We start from the raw sequence: 14,163 nt of genomic DNA on the forward strand, positions 1-14,163 counted from the left end.
TTTTAAGTTATATATAATTCATATTTTTAATCAGTTTTGTAAAATAAACAGTCTTACTTTTCAATAAATTTTAAATCACCTATTCTTAATTCTTTATTACTTACACTTAATTTGTTAGAAGCCTGCAGGCTTTTAATATAATCTTCTTCTATTTTCATAATATTTGCAGGTCCGCCCATACGAGTTCTACCAATATCTGTAATAACAATTTTGTTGTCATTTATTTCTATATTACCAAAATAATTATTAACTCCAGCAAATCCGCTGAATCTGTTTCCGGAGAAAGTAATTGTTATTTCAGTATTTTTGTATGGTGCAGTTAAGTGATATATTTTGCCGTCAGTCTTTTTTAATTCATCTGTAACATCCATTCTGCTTTGGCAGGCTGATACAGTAAACAGTATAAGTATTAATAAAATTATTTTTTTCATTTTTTTACCTCATTGTAATAATACTTAATTATAACCTATGTTTTTTTAAATACAATATTTTTATTGATAAATTTTATGACAATAAGAAATATATAATTGTTATATTAATTTACTTGATTTTTTTATAATTATACTAGATAATAATTTTGCATAATTTAAAAATAATGGTTAATTAATGGATATTATAAATATCAATATAATTGCAGAAGAAGACTGTTTAATACCATCTTATGAAACTGCAGGAGCAAGTGGTGCTGATTTAAAATCAAAAGAAGATGGTATATTAAAGTCTGGTGAAAGAAGGCTTGTAAAAACAGGTGTTTTTATAGAGCTGCCTGCAGGGTATGAAGCTCAGGTTAGACCAAGAAGCGGTTTGGCTTTAAAACACGGTATAACTATGCTTAACAGTCCTGGCACAATTGACAGTGACTATCGCGGGGAAATTGGTGTTATAATGATAAATCATGGCAGTGAGCCTTTTGTATATAAGAAAGGGGATAGAATAGCTCAGCTTGTAATATCAAAATACAGCAGAGTAGAATTCAAAAACACTTTATCTTTGACAGAAACTGTCAGAGGTGCTGGTGGTTTTGGTCATACAGGTAAATAAAATAATATAAATTGCGAAATATGGAGGAATAATGAATATTCGTGAGTATGAAGTGAAAGTGCAGCTCCCTGCAGAGCTGAAACCGTTGGAAACAATGGCTTATAATCTTTGGTTTGCATGGAACTCTCCTGCAACAGCTATTTATAAAAATATTAATGAAAAACTTTGGGAAGAATCTGAACATAATCCACTTGCTGTTATTTCAGCACTTACTATGGACGACTGTAAACGCTTGATGGATGATGATGTATTTATGGCAAGTTTAAATGATGTGTATGAAGATTTTCAGCAGTATATGTCTTTACCTCGCTGGTTTAATAAAGCTCATAAAAATGCTTCAGATATGCTTGTTGCTTATTTTTCTGCAGAGTATGGTATACATGAATCTGTTCAGCTTTACTCTGGCGGCTTAGGTATTTTATCTGGCGACCATTGTAAATCAACTTCTGATATGGGTATACCACTTGTAGCAGTTGGTTTACTTTATAGAAACGGTTATTTTCACCAGTATATGAGCTCAGATGGCTGGCAGCAGGAACGCTATCCATATAATGAATTTTATCTTATGCCTCTTAAAAGAGCAGAAGATAAAAATGGCAAAGAAATTACTCTTGAGATGAAAATAGGCGAAAGAAATATTAAAATCAGAGTATGGAAATTAAAGGTAGGTTTAATGGAAATTGTTCTTTTAGATACAGATGTTCCTGAAAACCATCCAGATGATAGAATTATTACTGGTAAACTTTATGATGGTGACAGTAATATGCGTATCCGTCAGGAAATTGTTCTTGGTGTTGCTGGTGTTAGAGCATTAGCTGCAATGGGTTTACATCCAACAGTTTATCATTTAAATGAAGGTCATCCTGCATTTGTTTCTATTGAGCGTTTAAAACAGCTTATAGAGCAGGGTATAGATATGCGTCTTGCAACAGAAATTGTTCGTAAAAGCACTCTTTTTACTACTCACACACCTGTTCCAGCTGGGTTTGATGTTTTCAGTATGGACCAAATTAAACAATATTTAAGCGGAATTTATGAGCCTGTAGGTATAAACTTAAATATGCTTATGAGTTTTGGAAGAAAAGATAGAAGCAATACTGCTGAGCCATTTAATATGGCAGTATGTGGTATTAATCTTTCTACATATAGAAATGGTGTTGCTAAGCTTCATGGTAAAGTAAGCCGTGAAATGTTCCATTCTATGTGGTCTCAGGCTATTTTATCACAAGTGCCAATAGGTCATGTAACAAATGGTGTGCATTTACCTACATTTATGTCAAGCGATATGAAAAATATTCTTTCCCGTTATGTATCAGAAGACTGGTCATCTAAACCTTATGATTTTGATATATGGGAAAAAGTCAACAATATTCCTGATAATGTTTTATTTGATATGAAACGCAACCAAAGGGAACGCCTTGTATCATTTATACGCAGAACTACAAAAGAAACTATCCATAAAAATGGCGGCAGTGCAAGTGAATTATTAGCAGCAGAGGATATTTTAAATCCTGATGCTTTAACAATAGGTTTTGCAAGACGCTTTGCAACATATAAACGCGGTTATCTTTTATTTATGGATGAAGAAAGATTAAAAAGACTTTTCAGCAATCCAGAGAGACCTATTCAGTTTATTATTGCAGGTAAAGCTCACCCAAAAGATAATGAAGGTAAAGAAATTATTAAACAAATTATACATATAGCTAAAAAACCAGAATTCCGTAAACATATTGTATTTATTGAAGACTATGATATAGAAGTAGCACGCTATATGACTCGTGGTGTAGATATTTGGCTTAACAACCCTCGCAGACCTATGGAAGCTTCTGGAACATCTGGTATGAAAGCAAGTGCCAATGGTGCTTTAAACTTATCTATATTAGATGGCTGGTGGGATGAAGGCTTTAATGGCAAAAACGGATGGGCAATTGGTGCAGGCGAAGAATATCCAGACAACGGTTACCAAGACTATGTTGAAAGTATGGAAATTTATAATATTCTTGAAAAAGATATTATTCCAGTTTTCTATGCAAAAGATAAATCAGGTATGCCTAGAGAATGGCTGAAAATGGTTAAAGAAAATTTAAAAACAGTGCCAAGCTACTTTAATACATCAAGAATGTTAATTGATTATGCTAACCAGTATTATGTGCCACTTCATGAACTGCAGAAAGAATTTAATGCAAATAGTTATGAAGAAGCTAAAAAATACCTTAACTGGTATAACCAAATATTAGATAGATGGGATGGTGTATCATTTATCAGTTCAGAAGTAGAAGTTGCAAATGGCTTTGTTCCCGGCGAAACAGTAAAATTTAAAGCTCAGATTAATACTAATGGAACAGCTGCTGAACATTTAGGTGTATTTGCTGTTGTAGAATATGATGGTGAAAGCGGCAACTTAAAAAACCCTGAATTTATCCGCTTATATCAGGAAAAAAGCAGCGATATGTTTAGTGAATCATATACATTAACTCGTTCTGGTAAATTAAAAGTTGGATTTTTAGTAACACCATTTCACAGGTTCTTAAAAAATCCATTTGAATTAAATAAAGCCAAATGGGCATAATATGAGCGAAAAATTATATCTGCCATATTCTGATGGTTGTTTTGTTTGCGGCCATAATAATATTCATGGTTTGCAGGTGCAGTTTTATGTGCAGGATAGTAGTGTTAAAGTAGACTTAAATTTTGCACCACATTTTAATAGTTTTCCCCATATAACTCATGGTGGTGTATTGTCATCAATACTTGATGAAGCTATGGGGTGGTCTGCTTTTATATTTTCTGATATAGAAACATTTCTTTTTACAAGAGAATTAAATGTTACCTATAAAAGAAATGCTCCTATTGGTGAACCATTACTTTTAACAGCAGAATATGTTAGAGCAGAGCGTGGTGGTATGTTTTGTACCAAAGGAAAGATTACTGATAAGGATGACAAAATAATAACTGTTTCTAAAGGCTTATTCTTTCCTACATCTAAAGAAAAAATGATGGAAACTATACCACATCTTTCCTTTTTAGATGGGCTTGCATATCACCCAAAGGCATTAAAATACTGTAAGTTGTAAATAACTAAATATGGTTTATAAATTCAGCCCGTTTAAGCGGGCTGATATTTTTAATGCTGTGTATTATTTTATAATCATTATGTTTTTGATAAATTTATTTATATATTAAATTTTAATATATAAAAATATGTAAATTGTTTTTGTTTGGAGTAATAATATATGGTATATTATACAGAAATTTTAGGAAGATTTGACTTTGTAGAATCAGATATGGAATATATCACATCTATTAAAGAAAATATGCTGCAATATGAAGAATCATTTATAAATGATGTATTATCATATCTTCAAAATGATGTATTATTTATGTCAGAATATGGAAATATTATAGATAAATTAAATACAAATAAACTTTCCAGCTGGTATAAATCTGTTATTTCTGGAAGACTTAGTGGCTATTTTAGTGAATTTGTAAGTGAATTTAATCTGCAGTATGTTCCAAAAGGTTCTTTTTCAGGAGAGCGAATTGCAGAGCTATTCAGTTTTATCCGTATATGGTTTCAAAATAAACTGGTAGAAATATGCGAATGTGAATGGGATTATAAAGGAATATTAAATGCATATACAAAAGTAATAAATGCTGCCATTTATGTTACTATGAACACCTATGTGCCAAGAGATAAATCTACAAGCCACACATCAAAAATGAAAAATACAATACTTGTATGGTCGGAAAAAGCATCTCTTGTTACTCATTCTATGCTGCTTGTATTTTTAATGATAATGACTTTAGCAGGTGTAGGATTTTTTGTTTGGAGCTTATGGGATTTAAAAGATGTTGCTCCAGATAAATTATTTGTTACTGCTTTAGGCTCACTGCTTGTTTTATGGGTATTAATAGAACTTATCAACTCAGAAATACAAATGCTGAAAGGGGATAGGTTTAAGATTAGTATATTTGTTGGTGTAGTATTGATTGCATTTATTCGTGAAGTATTGATTATGACATTAAAACATGATGCAAGTAATACAAACACTATGATACTTATGCTTGGCGGTATTCTTGTGTTAGGTGTTACATACTGGATGCTTGCAAAATCAGAAGAAAGAACAAAAAATTAAATAAAATAAAGGTGAAAATATCATTTTTCGCCTTTTTAAAACTTTCTAAACAATCATTTAAAATTTTACAGTTTAATAATATAGACTGAACTATCAAAAAATTTTGTCATGTAATTATTTTGAGCCTGATTTTTTACAGGCGAAAAATCTAAATTATACATATTGCAGCAGTGCATAATATCTTTCAATTATATATATACTTTGCTTATAAAGCAAATTCTGTATGGCCTAATTTACTTTAAATTCTCTTGCTATATTCATTGTGGGTATATGTATAATTTAAACTTGCTTTGCCTGCCTGCTTATATTTATTATATATTTCCATTTTATTATTAATAATGATTATAATTTTTATTAAAGTCAATAAAATTGAAATAATGAATAAAATAGCAATTTAAGTATTTAAAAAAATTTTTTTTTATTGTATATATAATAAAAAATGAAAAAGGATGTAACTGAATATGAAAAAAATAGGTATTATGACAAGCGGTGGAGACAGTCCTGGTATGAATGGAGCTATTAGAGCAGCAGTTAGAGCTGCTATAAACTATGGTATGACACCTTATGGTATATTATCAGGCTATAAAGGAATGATTGAAGGCAGTATTTTTGAGCTAAAACATTCTGATGTTTCAAATATTATTAGCAGAGGCGGCACCATACTGCAGACTGCCAGAAGTCTTGAATTTAAAACAGAAGAGGGTCAGAAAAAAGCTGTTGCTAATTTAGAAAAATATGGCATTGAAGGTTTAGTTGTTATAGGTGGAGATGGTTCATTAAGTGGTGCAAAAGTCCTTGATGAAAAATTTGGTATTAAATCTATAGGAATACCAGGCTCTATTGATAATGATATATATGGCACAGATGTATCTTTGGGAGTTGATACTGCACTGAATGTTATTATGGATTCTATAGATATGATTAATAATACTGCAAGTTCCCATGGCAGAACTTTTGTTATAGAAGTAATGGGGAGACATTGTGGATATCTTGCTGTTATGGCTGGTATAGCAACAGGTGCTGATGCAGTAATTATTCCAGAAGTTGAGCCTGATTTGGCAGGAATTGCAGAAAAATTTAAAAAAAGAGCAGCTGATTGTAAAACAAGAAATATTTTAATAGTTGCAGAAGGTGCAGGTTCTGCTTATGATTTTGGAAAAAAACTTCAGGAAGCAGGCACATTTGATGCAAGAATAACTGTTTTAGGTCATGTTCAGCGTGGTGGTTTTCCAACATATTTTGACAGAGTGCTTGGTTCTCGTATGGGTGCTGCAGCTGTAGAAGGGCTTATGAATGGAAAAACTGCTGTAATGACAGGTTTGCAGGGAAATCAAATAAAATTTGTTCCTTATGAAGAAGTATTTTCTAAAAGGCACGAATTAAATAATAACATAATTAAACTGCTTGATGATTTAGCATAATATAATAAATGCCCCTGTCATAAAGTATGGCAGGGGATAAAAATAAAATTATGATTAATTATTTTCAGTAGATTTTTCTTTTTCTGTTTCTTCTGAAATATCTTCTATTTCAACAAATTTTACTTTATTGCGAACAATATCAGTTAAAGCTTTTGATGTTACTTTTTCGCTTGATTTTAAATCAGCTAAAACAGTAGTTTCATCAGGATTGTTTAATTCTCTGGCACGAAGTGCTGCTAAATGAACAAGTTTAAATCTACTATCCACATTTTTTTGGTTAATTATTCTTTCAATGTCTAAAAATGCCATTGTCATCTCCTTATTATATACTCATAAATTCATTTACATTATTATACTGATTAGTTCTAAGTTTTTCTGCAAGGTATATTCTTTCTAGCTGTTTAAAAGCTTCGTTACTTGCATCATTAATTATTAAATAATCATATTTTTTAAAATATTCAACTTCTTTTTTTGCATTTTCCAATCTTAATGCAATATTGTCTGCTTTATCAGTGCCTCTGTTTTCAAGTCTTGATTTAAGCTCAGCAAGGCTTGGGGCTGCTATAAAAATAAAAGTAGCAATATTATCAAGTTTTTCTTTTAACTGCATTGCTCCCTGTGGGTCAATATCTAAAAAAATATCAATACCCTCATTTAATGCATTATTAATTTGCTGTTTAGATGTGCCATAATAATTATCATGAACTTCTGCCCATTCTAAAAAGTCGTTATTATCTATCATTTTTATAAAAGTATCTTTATCTATGAAAAAATATTCCTTTCCGTTTATTTCATTTCCTCTTGGTGCTCTTGTAGTATATGATATAGAATATCTTACAGCAGGATATTTATTTATAAGCATAGAGCATAATGTAGATTTGCCTGCACCGCTTGGTGCTGAAATGATATATAACCTGCCTTTACTCATAAGACCTCCAAATATGTAGGGGTATTTAATTATAAAATAATTAATTAGTCAATATTTAAATTAATAATTTATAGAACAGGTTGTATAATTTTACTGTTATCATTATGCAGAATATTGTATTCAATGCCATATATTTCTTTTAAAAGACTGTTTGTTATTACATCATCTGTTTTGCCGTTTGCTAATATTTCTCCATTTTTTATTACAAGTGTATTTTCTGCAAACCATAAAATATGGTTAGGGTCATGACTGCATGCAATAATAAGCTTGCCAGTTTCTGCAAGTTTTTTTAATATTTTCCATATAGTTATTTGGTTATTAAAATCAAGAGCACTTGTAGGCTCATCAAGTATCATGACAGGTGCATTTTGTGCAATAGAGCGTGCAATTAATGTAAGCTGTCTTTGTCCACCGCTTAATGCCGTAACAGGTTTATCAGAAATATCAGCTATATTTACCATTTCTATTGCTTTTTCAGCTTCAATGTAATCTTCTTTTTTTAAGCCAAATATACCGCCCATATATGGGGACCTTCCCATTAATATCATTTCTCTAACAGTAAAAGGAAAGGGTGGTTTATGTTCTTGTGGAACATACGATATTAATTTTGCCAGTTTTGAAGTATTTAATTTTTCATAATCTAAATGATTGATTTTAATCTGACTGCCTGTATGCTTTAAAAGACCTAATATACATTTAAAAAAAGTAGTTTTACCACTGCCATTTGGACCCATTAAGCCCCACAGGCTGCCACTTTCTGCATTAAATGATATATTCTTCAAAATATGGTTATTTCCGTAATAGAAATTTAAGTTTTTTATTTCAAGCATATATATCACCTAGTTAAACAGTCTGCCGCTTTTAGCACGAAGTATCCATATTAAAAATGGGGCACCTATTATAGAAGTAATAATACCTATAGGTATTTCTCCTACTGTTAATGTTCTTGCAATAGTATCGCATATTAACAGATATACTGCACCACCAAGGCTTGCAATAGGTATAACATATCTGTTATCAGGTCCAGTTAGGAGCCTTGCTGCATGTGGCATCATTAACCCAACCCATGCAATAATACCAACACTTGATACACATACTGCTGTCATTAATGTAGCTGTTATTATAAAAATAGTTTTATACTTATCTGGGTTTATGCCTAATGTTTTAGCATCTTCATCACCTATTGAAAGCAGATTTAGTTTCCATGCAAATACCCATGCTATAATAAAGCATATCAATATTAATATGGCATTTATATATATATCGCTCCATGATGCGTGATATAGTCCACCCATCATCCAAAAAGTAATTTCTCTAAGCTGTGTATCTTCTGATAAGTATTTCATAATGGATACAAGAGCTGAAAAAATAGAGCCTGTAATTACCCCTGAAAGCACAAGACCTACGGTATTTATTTCTCCTTTCTGTCTTGCAAGCATATATGATGAAAGCACAGCAATTAAAGCGAATATAAATGCAGAGATTTGAATGGGTAGAAAAAGTGCTGGAAATATGATTGCAAAAGCTGCACCAAAGCTTGCTCCACTTGATGCGCCAAGTATAAAAGGCTCTACAAGTGGATTTCTGAAACAGCCTTGATATAATGCACCAGCTGTAGAAAGAGCAAATCCTGCAAGTATAGCCATAATAACACGGGGCATACGCATATTCCATACAATAGCCATGTCTCTTTTTGATATTTCTTCAAAACTAAAGCCAGTTAGTTTAAAAAGAATAATATTTAATACTGTTTTTGGGGAAAGTTCTGAATTTCCAGAAATAACAGCAAAAAGTATTGCACACAGCAGTATTATTATAAGCAGTAAAATAATGTTTTTTCTTTTATCTTCTAATATATTAAAAATCATTTTCTATTGTCCAGTCAAGCATCTGTTCGCTTAATAATGCTTTTGCTGTTTTATCATCAACATTATATACTTTTTTGTAAAACTTTAATGCAAACTGATGAATTTTTATATCCTTAAAGATTTCAGGATAGGCAGCTTTTGCAATAATTAATATATCAAGTGGATATTCTACCCTGCGTGAGCAGTTCATAGGGGTCCATGGCAGAGCATATACTTGTTTATTTTTCACAGCTTTTAACTGGTTTAGATTTTGATAATATGGTGCTTTTAGTAATTCATTTGCAGGGTGGTATCCATTTTGTGTAGGTAAAAGTATTATATCTGGGTCTACTGCATAAACCTGCTCACTACTTAAAATGACACGATTACCTTTACCACGATATGCATTTTTTGCATTAACAATATTTTCTATAATATATGATTCTGGAGTATTTATTCCAGAAACCATACCTGAACCGCCTTGTTTTCTTGCAGCAGAATTTAAGCCAAAATATAAAACAGTTGGTTTTTCTTTTATATTTTTAGTTCTATTTCTTACCATTGTTTCTGTTTCATTTAAATATTCATAAAGTTTTAATGCTTTATCTCTTTGTTTAAACACATCTCCTAAAATACGCATTTCTTCTTTCATAGATGAAAGTTCTGCCTTACCGTAATAAGTAGGTGAGAATAGGACGATTAAAGGAATATCCAATGATTCTATCATAGATATTGTTTTTTCAAGCTGAGCAGGGTCACCTCCTCTAAAATAAGAGCCGCCAGACACGGTGCAATCACCAACTCTTAATATGATTAACTGGGGGTCTGATTTTGCAAGTGTTTCATAATTTAATATGTCCCCCTGTGGTGAATTAAAGCATGGTATATCATTTAACCATGGGTGCAGATATTTCATTGTGTTTACACCTTTTGCAGTGTATGTTTTGCCATCAATAGTTTCATAAGTATATTTATAATCTCTTTTCATACTCCATGAGCCTATGGCAGTTACTTTATTTATAACTTCAAGATGTGTCATAACTCCTTCAATAAAGCCATCATCAATTGTTGCAACTCTTTCTAATTTTTCAGGTATTTCTATCTGTTTTCCACGCATATCAGTTACGGAATACGCATAACTTTGCACTGCTGCAAAAATAAAGAGTATAATAAAAAATTTTTTCATAATTAACCTTTGCATGAATTACAAATATATTTATTATTTATAATGGTCACTGCATTTTCAGCAGTTTTTTCTCCACATTCTGAGCAAATATATGAATTATATATTTGTGCTTTTTCAGGAAACATGATTTTTACATCTTTAACTGTAAAAAGTTTTTCTTCATCAGTTGATAAAATATATTTCATTTTATCTTCTTTATTATTGAAGTCTTGTATATTATTTAAAACAAACCTTGCTTTTTTGCCGTTTTTTCTATTAAAAATATTAAATGCCTGCTTTCCTGTGTATAAAATACGCATAGCACCTGTGCCAGTGGTGGCTTTTAGTATAACCTGCACTGCATCTACTCCACATGCATCTGTTTCCGCAATACATACTATATCTTCATCATTAATATCATCTTTTATATCAAGATGCTTTAAAGCAAGAAGACTTACTTTATATCCAATTGCAAGCCCTGGGCATTTATGCCCGTGAAAAACTGCCACTTGTTCCCATAATTTATCTTCCATAAATATCCCCGTAACACAATATATATAATATGTGTTACAGTATTGTATTTTTTGTTTATGTCAATGATAAATTATAAATATTTATAATAAATACTATCAAAAAGTTTTTCTAAACCAGCTGACAAAAAATTTTATTGATTTATTTTCTGCATATTCATAAAAATATATAATATTATATGAATAATTTATTGATATAAAAAAAATTAAAAAATATAAAAATTTGTAAGATTATGAGACATATGTTACAAAAATAAGTATAAAAAAATACCTCTTAGTATATAGTATAAAATTAAGCAAAAAACTAAACTAAACTAAGAGGTATCACAATGAATAAAGTGATAATAACAGAAGAAATGCGATTTCGTCAACGGTTATGTGAGTATGCATTAAAAAAAGGAGCAACGAAAGCAGCCCGCAAATATCAAGTGAACCGTATGTTTGTATACAGGCATTTAAAGAAATATGATGGAACAGTTCAGAGTTTATCTTTTAAAAGTCGTAGACCAAGAAACAGTCCAAATAAGCATAGTAAAGAAGAGCTTGATTTAATATTTAACACATATGCCGAGCATGGTTTGTATGGTAATGCGGAGGTATATGTCAGACTTCTAGAAATTGGTTATAATCGTAGTTTTGGCAGTATGTGTATGCAGATAAGGAAGAAAGGCTTAAAGTCATTAAACAAGTCAAAAAAGAGCTATACAAGATATGAACCAATAACAGGTCAGTATATAGGCGACAAGGTTCAGATAGATATAAAATATGTTCCACAGGAATGTATAATGTTTTCCAGCTATGGTAAAAAATATTATCAGATAACAGCGATAGATGAATACAGCAGAATGAGAGTATTAGAAATAGTAGAAGAAAAAAGCACATTTGAAACAGGTAAGTTTTTAGACGAACTGGAAAGTAAATTTGGCTTTCCACTAAAAACAATTCAAGTGGATAATGGCTATGAGTTTGTAAATGATAAGGAAGTTACAAACAAGAAAAGCTATTTTGAAGAGACAGCTGAAAAGAAAGGATATACTATTAAACGAATAAGACCTTATTCACCTTGGCAGAATGGAAAGGTGGAAAGAAGTCATAGAGAGGATGGAAAAATTTTATATGCAAATAATAAATTCTATTCCAAAGATGAATTAATTAAGGCTCTTAAACAGCATGAAGATAGATATAATAATACTGCTAAAACATGCTTAAATTTTAAATCTCCATATGAGATTGTTATTGAAAATAAATTATTGCTTGATTTATATTAATTTAAGATTTATTTTTTACTAAAAGTGTAACATTTGTCCTGTTAGTTAAGAAAAAAAATTAAAAAATATAAAAATTTTTATTGACATTGTATGGTAAATAATATATATAGTAATTCCCATGCGGGTGTAGCTCAGTTGGTAGAGCGTGACCTTGCCAAGGTTGAGGTCGCGAGTTCGAGTCTCGTCACCCGCTTTTTTATACGGCGACGTGGCCGAGTGGTTAGGCAGAGGCCTGCAAAGCCTTGTACTCCGGTTCAAATCCGGACGTCGCCTTTCATTATTTTTCTTTTCTTTTTTTCATATTGTAATAAACTATGCAAAGATTTATGGAGTAATATATGAAAGTTTTTTTTATTATAATTTCTTTTTTAATATTAAATATTTCTGTATATGCTGAAGAATATGTAAAAGCATGCCCAAATTGTGATTTTGTAATTGTGGAAAAATCTGTTAATACAAATAACTGCAAAGAATATTTTAAATATTTTTTTAAAGATAAAAGAATAGGTAAAGCTTATGAAGAATTTGGAGATTATTTTGTTCCAACTCATAAATATGCTGAGTTTTGGAAACGATATCTGCCAGATTCTAATGAAAAATATTTTGTAAATAAAGAACATGTAAATAATTCTACAGTTTCAATATTTTATGAAATTTTACCTAAAAAAATACATATTAAAGAAGGCAAAAAAGCAAATATAGAAATGATTATTGATAATGAAAAATATTATTTTCAGTTAAAAGAGATAGATGGAGGCACTGAAATTTCATCTTGTTACAGTATTATTTAAGTAAATTTGTATAAAATATGTATGGAGTATATTAGAATATTTGAATAATATGTTTAAGTGTGTTAAATACTTATACTATTTATATTATAGGAGATTAATATGAAACGCTTATTTATACTTGTTGTTTTACTTGCTGCACTTGTTACTGGCTGCAAATCTGCTGATTTGAAAGTATTAGAAAAAAATTTACAGGCAGGTTTTGCTCAAACTGGACAGGATATTAAAGTTCAAGTTATTGAACTTAAAAATCTTAAAGATATACTTCCGGGCTTTGCATTTGTAGAAATAAAAATTTATAATAATAATAATCTTGTTAATACTGAAAGATTTATTACAAATGGCAGGTATTTTGCAAAGGATATAATTGATTCTAAAACATTATCTTCTTTAAAAGATGAATTAGATTTTGAATTTGCAAAAGTGGAAACAATAGATACATCTAAACTTACACTTGCATCTGGCAATAAAGATGCTAAAAATGTAATTGTTGAAATTACTGATTTTCAATGTCCATACTGCAAAAAAGCTAATGCTTTATTTAAAGAAAAATTAGCAGATAAATCAGACTATGCATTGTATATAGTTCATTTACCATTAGATATGCACCCAAATGCACAAATTATGGCACAAATTTTTGAAGCTGGTATGCAAATGGGTTTTAATTTTAAAAATGAACTTTTTGAAGCAGATTATATTAAAGTCATAGAGTCAAAAATTGAAGATTTGCAAGAAGCAGGCACTCAACTTAATCAAGAAACATTAGCTGTATTAATTGATGAAGTAAATAATCAAATTATAAATGATTTTGCAGCTAAAACAGATAATCCTGATAAATTTAAATCATTAGTTTTATCTGATGAAATTAAAACAAAAGTTGATGAAACAAAAGAATTAGCAGAAAATTTAAACATTAGTGCTACACCAGCATTTTATATTAATGGAAAGGCCATTTCTGGTTATAATGAAAGATTAATTTTAAAAGCTTTAGATGATATTAAATAGAAAATCATAATTAATTTTTTTAGTTCCGCCAATA

At 30.4% G+C, this 14,163-nt stretch carries 15 protein-coding genes and 2 tRNA genes; 10 read left to right on the forward strand and 7 right to left on the reverse strand.

Features of this window, described 5'->3' with window-relative positions; translation table 11 throughout:
• Positions 1 to 53 precede the first annotated feature (53 nt).
• The gene (locus N508_RS00335) at positions 54 to 431 is read right to left on the reverse strand and encodes an META domain-containing protein (protein WP_023276736.1); all 378 of its coding nucleotides are present in this window, start codon (positions 429 to 431) and stop codon (positions 54 to 56) included.
• Positions 432 to 606: 175 nt separating this feature from the next.
• Between N508_RS00335 and dut the strand changes: the two genes are divergently transcribed.
• The 5 genes from dut (at position 607) to pfkA (ending at position 6,598) form a co-directional block, all read left to right on the forward strand.
• Positions 607 to 1,041, forward strand: a complete 435-nt coding sequence (gene dut / locus N508_RS00340; RefSeq protein WP_023276735.1) for a dUTP diphosphatase — start codon at positions 607 to 609, stop codon at positions 1,039 to 1,041.
• Between the two features lie 31 nt (positions 1,042 to 1,072).
• A complete protein-coding gene (gene glgP, locus N508_RS00345; protein WP_023276734.1) occupies positions 1,073 to 3,610 on the forward strand; it encodes an alpha-glucan family phosphorylase in 2,538 nt (845 codons plus the stop codon).
• Position 3,611: 1 nt separating this feature from the next.
• A complete protein-coding gene (locus tag N508_RS00350; RefSeq protein WP_023276733.1) occupies positions 3,612 to 4,115 on the forward strand; it encodes a PaaI family thioesterase in 504 nt (167 codons plus the stop codon).
• Between the two features lie 159 nt (positions 4,116 to 4,274).
• Positions 4,275 to 5,177, forward strand: a complete 903-nt coding sequence (locus tag N508_RS00355) for a phosphate-starvation-inducible PsiE family protein (RefSeq protein ID WP_023276732.1) — start codon at positions 4,275 to 4,277, stop codon at positions 5,175 to 5,177.
• A gap of 461 nt (positions 5,178 to 5,638) precedes the next feature.
• Positions 5,639 to 6,598: a 6-phosphofructokinase gene (gene pfkA / locus N508_RS00360; protein ID WP_023276731.1), complete on the forward strand. Its 960-nt coding sequence runs from the start codon at positions 5,639 to 5,641 to the stop codon at positions 6,596 to 6,598.
• 54 nt (positions 6,599 to 6,652) lie between these two features.
• On the opposite strand, the gene rpoZ is transcribed toward pfkA, so the two are convergent.
• From rpoZ to N508_RS00390, 6 genes are all read right to left on the reverse strand, one after another.
• Positions 6,653 to 6,907 (reverse strand): DNA-directed RNA polymerase subunit omega, encoded by a 255-nt coding sequence (gene rpoZ, locus N508_RS00365; protein WP_023276730.1) that lies wholly within the window; start codon positions 6,905 to 6,907, stop codon positions 6,653 to 6,655.
• 13 nt (positions 6,908 to 6,920) lie between these two features.
• Entirely contained in the window at positions 6,921 to 7,526 is a 606-nt protein-coding gene (gene gmk / locus N508_RS00370) for a guanylate kinase (RefSeq protein WP_023276729.1), read from the reverse strand.
• Between the two features lie 68 nt (positions 7,527 to 7,594).
• On the reverse strand, positions 7,595 to 8,356 hold the full coding sequence (locus N508_RS00375; RefSeq protein WP_023276728.1) for an ABC transporter ATP-binding protein: 762 nt from the start codon (positions 8,354 to 8,356) through the stop codon (positions 7,595 to 7,597).
• A gap of 9 nt (positions 8,357 to 8,365) precedes the next feature.
• Positions 8,366 to 9,394 carry a FecCD family ABC transporter permease gene (locus N508_RS00380; protein WP_023276727.1) on the reverse strand — a complete coding sequence of 343 codons (1,029 nt, stop codon included), beginning with the start codon at positions 9,392 to 9,394 and terminating at the stop codon, positions 8,366 to 8,368.
• A complete protein-coding gene (locus tag N508_RS00385; protein ID WP_023276726.1) occupies positions 9,384 to 10,559 on the reverse strand; it encodes an ABC transporter substrate-binding protein in 1,176 nt (391 codons plus the stop codon). The genes N508_RS00380 and N508_RS00385 overlap by 11 nt, the downstream gene beginning before the upstream one ends.
• 2 nt (positions 10,560 to 10,561) lie before the next feature.
• Complete coding sequence (locus N508_RS00390) at positions 10,562 to 11,071, reverse strand: FmdE family protein (protein WP_023276725.1); 510 nt, start codon at positions 11,069 to 11,071, stop codon at positions 10,562 to 10,564.
• A 326-nt stretch (positions 11,072 to 11,397) separates the two neighbouring features.
• Between N508_RS00390 and N508_RS00395 the strand changes: the two genes are divergently transcribed.
• From N508_RS00395 to N508_RS00415, 5 genes are all read left to right on the forward strand, one after another.
• Positions 11,398 to 12,336: a DDE-type integrase/transposase/recombinase gene (locus tag N508_RS00395; protein ID WP_023274862.1), complete on the forward strand. Its 939-nt coding sequence runs from the start codon at positions 11,398 to 11,400 to the stop codon at positions 12,334 to 12,336.
• Positions 12,337 to 12,456: 120 nt separating this feature from the next.
• A tRNA-Gly gene (locus tag N508_RS00400) sits at positions 12,457 to 12,529 on the forward strand.
• A gap of 9 nt (positions 12,530 to 12,538) precedes the next feature.
• Positions 12,539 to 12,609: transfer RNA gene (locus N508_RS00405), tRNA-Cys, on the forward strand.
• A 65-nt stretch (positions 12,610 to 12,674) separates the two neighbouring features.
• Positions 12,675 to 13,127: a hypothetical protein gene (locus N508_RS00410; protein WP_023276724.1), complete on the forward strand. Its 453-nt coding sequence runs from the start codon at positions 12,675 to 12,677 to the stop codon at positions 13,125 to 13,127.
• A 99-nt stretch (positions 13,128 to 13,226) separates the two neighbouring features.
• Positions 13,227 to 14,129: a DsbA family protein gene (locus N508_RS00415; protein WP_023276723.1), complete on the forward strand. Its 903-nt coding sequence runs from the start codon at positions 13,227 to 13,229 to the stop codon at positions 14,127 to 14,129.
• Positions 14,130 to 14,163 lie beyond the last annotated feature (34 nt).

It is taken from the genome of Mucispirillum schaedleri ASF457 (assembly GCF_000487995.2).
Lineage (GTDB): Bacteria > Chrysiogenota > Deferribacteres > Deferribacterales > Mucispirillaceae > Mucispirillum > Mucispirillum schaedleri.

Excerpts from the sequence above, each read along its gene's own strand:
- N508_RS00335 (WP_023276736.1), bottom strand. The coding sequence starts at position 431 with ATGAAAAAAATAATTTTATTAATACTTATACTGTTTACTGTATCAGCC.
- dut (WP_023276735.1), top strand. The coding sequence starts at position 607 with ATGGATATTATAAATATCAATATAATTGCAGAAGAAGACTGTTTAATA.
- glgP (WP_023276734.1), top strand. The coding sequence starts at position 1,073 with ATGAATATTCGTGAGTATGAAGTGAAAGTGCAGCTCCCTGCAGAGCTG.
- N508_RS00350 (WP_023276733.1), top strand. The coding sequence starts at position 3,612 with ATGAGCGAAAAATTATATCTGCCATATTCTGATGGTTGTTTTGTTTGC.
- N508_RS00355 (WP_023276732.1), top strand. The coding sequence starts at position 4,275 with ATGGTATATTATACAGAAATTTTAGGAAGATTTGACTTTGTAGAATCA.
- pfkA (WP_023276731.1), top strand. The coding sequence starts at position 5,639 with ATGAAAAAAATAGGTATTATGACAAGCGGTGGAGACAGTCCTGGTATG.
- rpoZ (WP_023276730.1), bottom strand. The coding sequence starts at position 6,907 with ATGGCATTTTTAGACATTGAAAGAATAATTAACCAAAAAAATGTGGAT.
- gmk (WP_023276729.1), bottom strand. The coding sequence starts at position 7,526 with ATGAGTAAAGGCAGGTTATATATCATTTCAGCACCAAGCGGTGCAGGC.
- N508_RS00375 (WP_023276728.1), bottom strand. The coding sequence starts at position 8,356 with ATGCTTGAAATAAAAAACTTAAATTTCTATTACGGAAATAACCATATT.
- N508_RS00380 (WP_023276727.1), bottom strand. The coding sequence starts at position 9,394 with ATGATTTTTAATATATTAGAAGATAAAAGAAAAAACATTATTTTACTG.
- N508_RS00385 (WP_023276726.1), bottom strand. The coding sequence starts at position 10,559 with ATGAAAAAATTTTTTATTATACTCTTTATTTTTGCAGCAGTGCAAAGT.
- N508_RS00390 (WP_023276725.1), bottom strand. The coding sequence starts at position 11,071 with ATGGAAGATAAATTATGGGAACAAGTGGCAGTTTTTCACGGGCATAAA.
- N508_RS00395 (WP_023274862.1), top strand. The coding sequence starts at position 11,398 with ATGAATAAAGTGATAATAACAGAAGAAATGCGATTTCGTCAACGGTTA.
- N508_RS00410 (WP_023276724.1), top strand. The coding sequence starts at position 12,675 with ATGAAAGTTTTTTTTATTATAATTTCTTTTTTAATATTAAATATTTCT.
- N508_RS00415 (WP_023276723.1), top strand. The coding sequence starts at position 13,227 with ATGAAACGCTTATTTATACTTGTTGTTTTACTTGCTGCACTTGTTACT.